General features: G+C 37.1%; 4 protein-coding genes and 2 tRNA genes. All 6 read right to left on the bottom strand.

Annotated features, from left to right (window positions below; genetic code table 11):
- Nucleotides 1-63: 63 nt before the first annotated feature.
- The 6 genes from KO502_RS10895 to KO502_RS10870 all read right to left on the bottom strand — a co-directional run bounded on the left by KO502_RS10895 (nucleotide 64) and on the right by KO502_RS10870 (nucleotide 3,430).
- Nucleotides 64-148, bottom strand: a tRNA-Leu gene (locus KO502_RS10895).
- A 43-nt stretch (nucleotides 149-191) separates the two neighbouring features.
- Nucleotides 192-268 (bottom strand) — tRNA-Met (locus tag KO502_RS10890).
- 213 nt (nucleotides 269-481) lie between these two features.
- Nucleotides 482-820, bottom strand: coding sequence for a DUF3718 domain-containing protein (locus tag KO502_RS10885; RefSeq protein WP_216022605.1), 339 nt, complete (start codon nucleotides 818-820; stop codon nucleotides 482-484).
- A gap of 161 nt (nucleotides 821-981) precedes the next feature.
- Entirely contained in the window at nucleotides 982-2,073 is a 1,092-nt protein-coding gene (gene ychF / locus KO502_RS10880; RefSeq protein ID WP_216022604.1) for a redox-regulated ATPase YchF, read from the bottom strand.
- Between the two features lie 115 nt (nucleotides 2,074-2,188).
- Nucleotides 2,189-2,773, bottom strand: coding sequence for an aminoacyl-tRNA hydrolase (pth, locus tag KO502_RS10875; RefSeq protein ID WP_216022603.1), 585 nt, complete (start codon nucleotides 2,771-2,773; stop codon nucleotides 2,189-2,191).
- A 30-nt stretch (nucleotides 2,774-2,803) separates the two neighbouring features.
- Nucleotides 2,804-3,430, bottom strand: coding sequence for a 50S ribosomal protein L25/general stress protein Ctc (locus tag KO502_RS10870; RefSeq protein WP_216022602.1), 627 nt, complete (start codon nucleotides 3,428-3,430; stop codon nucleotides 2,804-2,806).
- Between the last annotated feature and the right edge of the window lie 283 nt (nucleotides 3,431-3,713).

The following is a 3,713-nucleotide window of genomic DNA, read 5'->3' as shown; positions in this document are numbered from 1 at the left end:
ACCGCTTGGCTATATCCCTGCAATGTACTTACTTTTTACGTTGCAACTAATGTTGCATTTAAATGGTACGGGTCAAGAGACTTGAACTCTCACATCTTGCGATACCGGAACCTAAATCCGGCGCGTCTACCAATTCCGCCAAACCCGCATAACATTTAAATTTATTTACTAAGATATAATCAAAGTAAAAATGGTGGCTACACCGGGACTCGAACCTGGGACCCCATCATTATGAGTGATGTGCTCTAACCAACTGAGCTATGTAGCCTTACCAACCTGCTCTGTAGCAAGTGCGGCGTATTATGCTAACCTCCGTACCATCCGTCAACCGTTTTTTTATAAAAAGATGCATTTTTTATTTGTTTGCTTATTGCGTGTGCAATTTGCCGTATATCTACGCAATAAAAAATGAAAACGCACTACCTTTGTTAAAAAGTAATGCGTTTTATTATAAATTTAGTTAGCTAATTTACATGGTTATTTATCTTGCTTTTGCTTCTTCTGTTAAGTGTGCAGAATATTTTTCTAAATTATCGATTTCAATTTTAACATCTTTTGATGGTAACTTGCCGATAATAAATTCACCAACTTCTAACGCATTAGATTTTGCTGAAAAAATTAATATATTATCGCCATTACACCTTAACTCGGAGTATATATTACGAATTTTTAATTTATTTTGTTTTAAAAATGAGCGTAAGCGGGCTTTATCATTTGCTTGTACGTATTCACATATACGTAAAGATAGGTTATCGGATGCACTTACTGTAGTGCTAGCACCCATTAATAATACTACAGGAAGTAAAAGAAGTGTTTTCATAGAAGGGATACCTTTATATTTTATTTTTTATGTTATTACGTCTACGTCTATAAACACATAAAGTGTAGTCTATTTATTTTATTGCACAAGTTAATTAAAAATTGTACTTTTAACCATTGAACTACGAATTATAGAACAATGGTTTATGTGATTTGAATTGACTAGACGTTAAAACGGAAATGGATTACATCACCATCTTTTACGCGGTATTCTTTACCTTCTAAACGCCATTTTCCTGCTTCTTTAGCACCTGATTCACCATTAAACTCAATAAAATCATCAAAGCCTACGATCTCAGCACGAATAAAGCCTTTTTCAAAGTCAGTATGGATCACACCGGCCGCTTGTGGTGCTGTAGCATTTTGTTTTACAGTCCAAGCGCGTACTTCTTTTACACCTGCGGTAAAGTAAGTTTGTAAGTGAAGCAATCCGTAACCTGAATTAATTACGCGGTTTAAGCCTGGCTCTTCTAAGCCCATTTCTTCCATAAATTCAGCGCGGTCTTCGTCATCCATTTCCGATAACTCGCCTTCAACCTCTGCACAAACAGCAACTACTACAGCGCCTTCTTTATCGGCAATTGCTTGAACAACATCAAGGTGCGGGTTGTTTTCAAAACCATCTTCATTAACATTAGCTATATACATAGTCGGTTTTATTGTTAAGAAGTTTAAGTAAGCAACTGCGGCTTTTTCTTCTTTTGATAATTCTAAAGAGCGGATCATTTCGCCGTCTTCAACATGCTTTAATATTTTTTCTAAAACAGGGATTTCAAATTTTGCGTCTTTATCGCCGCCTTTAGCGCGTTTAGCTTGACGTTGAATTGCGCGCTCTGCAGTATCCATATCAGAAAGTGCTAATTCAGTATTGATTACATCAATATCTTCAGCGGGATCAATTTTATTGGCAACATGTATAATGTTGTCATTATCAAAACAACGTACCACATGACCGATAGCGTCAGTTTCACGAATGTTGGCTAAAAATTTATTACCTAAGCCTTCACCTTTTGATGCGCCAGCAACAAGACCGGCAATATCAACAAATTCCATCGTGGTAGCTAATACACGCTCAGGATTTACGATTTTTGCTAATTGATCTAAACGAGGATCAGGAACAGGTACTACACCAGTATTTGGTTCAATAGTACAAAACGGGAAGTTTGCCGCCTCAATACCTGCTTTAGTAAGTGCATTGAATAATGTTGATTTACCGACGTTAGGCAAGCCAACGATACCACATTTAAAACCCATAATTTTTACCTATTGATTAGTGATTAATATGCATGGCTAACATTATGATTAGTGTGCATATCTAAGCTTATTGCGTAAATTTGTTTGTGTATTTTTCGTGACAATTTTTGTGTTTTTAATCGGCTTTAAAAGAGTGTAAGCGGTTTTGTGCTTTTTTTAAATCCTCTTTTAGCCAGAGTTCAACGCAACGACTTGCTTCGTCAATTGCTTGATCTATCTTTTCTTGTTCTATTTTGGGCGCTTTACCCAAAACATGCCCGGTTACTTTATCGCGATGACCTGGATGGTCGATGCCGATGCGTAATCGGTAAAAATCTTTGTTGTTAGCCATACGAGCTATAATATCACGCAAGCCATTGTGTCCACCGTGTCCACCACCTTTTTTAATTTTACAAATACCAGGTAGCATATCTAATTCATCATGAGCAATAAGAATTTCTTCAACGGGTATTTTATAAAAATTAGCGAGGGGAGCAACCGCTTGGCCGCTACGGTTCATAAACGTTGTTGGTATTAATAAGTGAACAAGGTTGCCCGCAATTAACCCTTTACCATAAAGGCCAGAGTATTTTTTATCGGGTTGGAGAGAGATATTGTGGATACGAGCTAGTTCTTCGACAAACCAAACACCAGCGTTGTGACGTGTTCTGCTATAATCGGGGCCAGGATTACCCAGCCCCGCAATTAGTTTAATAGTCATTATTTATAATATTATAAATGAATGTTGCTATTATTCAGCAGCTGGAGCTTCTTCTGCGGCTTCGTCTTCATCAGCAGCTTTAGCGGCTTTAGGAGCGTTAGCAGAAACAACAGCTAAATCGTGATCTTCGCCTTTAGCTAATTCGTCAGATGTTACGCCTTTAGGTAAAGTAACGTCTGATAAATGTAACGTTTGACCAAGCTCTAAACCAGCTAAGTCAAGTTCAATGAACTCAGGTAAGTCTTTTGGTAAACAAGTAATAGCAATTTCGTTCACATGGTGAGAAATGTTAGCACCAGTTTTTGCAGCTATATCTTCGTTAAGGAAGTGAATAGGAGCGTTTGCGTGAACAACATGTTTTGCATCAATGCGCATAAAATCTAAGTGCATGATAAGTTCTTTGAACGGGTGACGCTGCATGTCTTTAATTAAACATTCAACTGGTTTGCCAGCGATGTTTAATGTTAAAACTTGCGAGTAGAACGCTTCTTCTTGTTGTGCACGGAAAACATTTTTGTGCTCTAACGTTAAAGATACAGGCTCTTGGCCTTCACCGTAAAGGATTGCAGGAACTTTTTTCGCGTGACGTAGGCGGCGGCTCGCACCTTTCCCTAAATCAGTACGTACTTCAGCTTCTAATGTTAATAAATCAGTCATGTTAATACTCTTTTGTGTATATAAGTTTAAAAAAACTTAAAAATAATAGCTTGTTTTTTGCGACCAAAAACAAGGAGACACCTTTTTATGCTTAGTCTAGTTAAAACAAATAAAGTTAAAAACTGAACAATTAGATAAAAAAGGCGCGGCATAATAACACCTAGCTATAAGTAAATCTATTAATAACTGAGATTATACCAATTTGATTAAATTTCTTCCCAGCTCAGAGCTATGCCCGATGTACAATAACAAGGCGAATCTGTTTAGGTTTAGTCATTCTAAA

Origin of the sequence: Colwellia sp. E2M01, from assembly GCF_018860585.1 — a bacterium.
In the GTDB taxonomy this organism is placed as follows: domain Bacteria; phylum Pseudomonadota; class Gammaproteobacteria; order Enterobacterales; family Alteromonadaceae; genus Colwellia.
The sequence above is the reverse complement of the archived record's forward strand: the minus strand, read 5'-3'. Positions and strand labels throughout refer to the sequence as shown.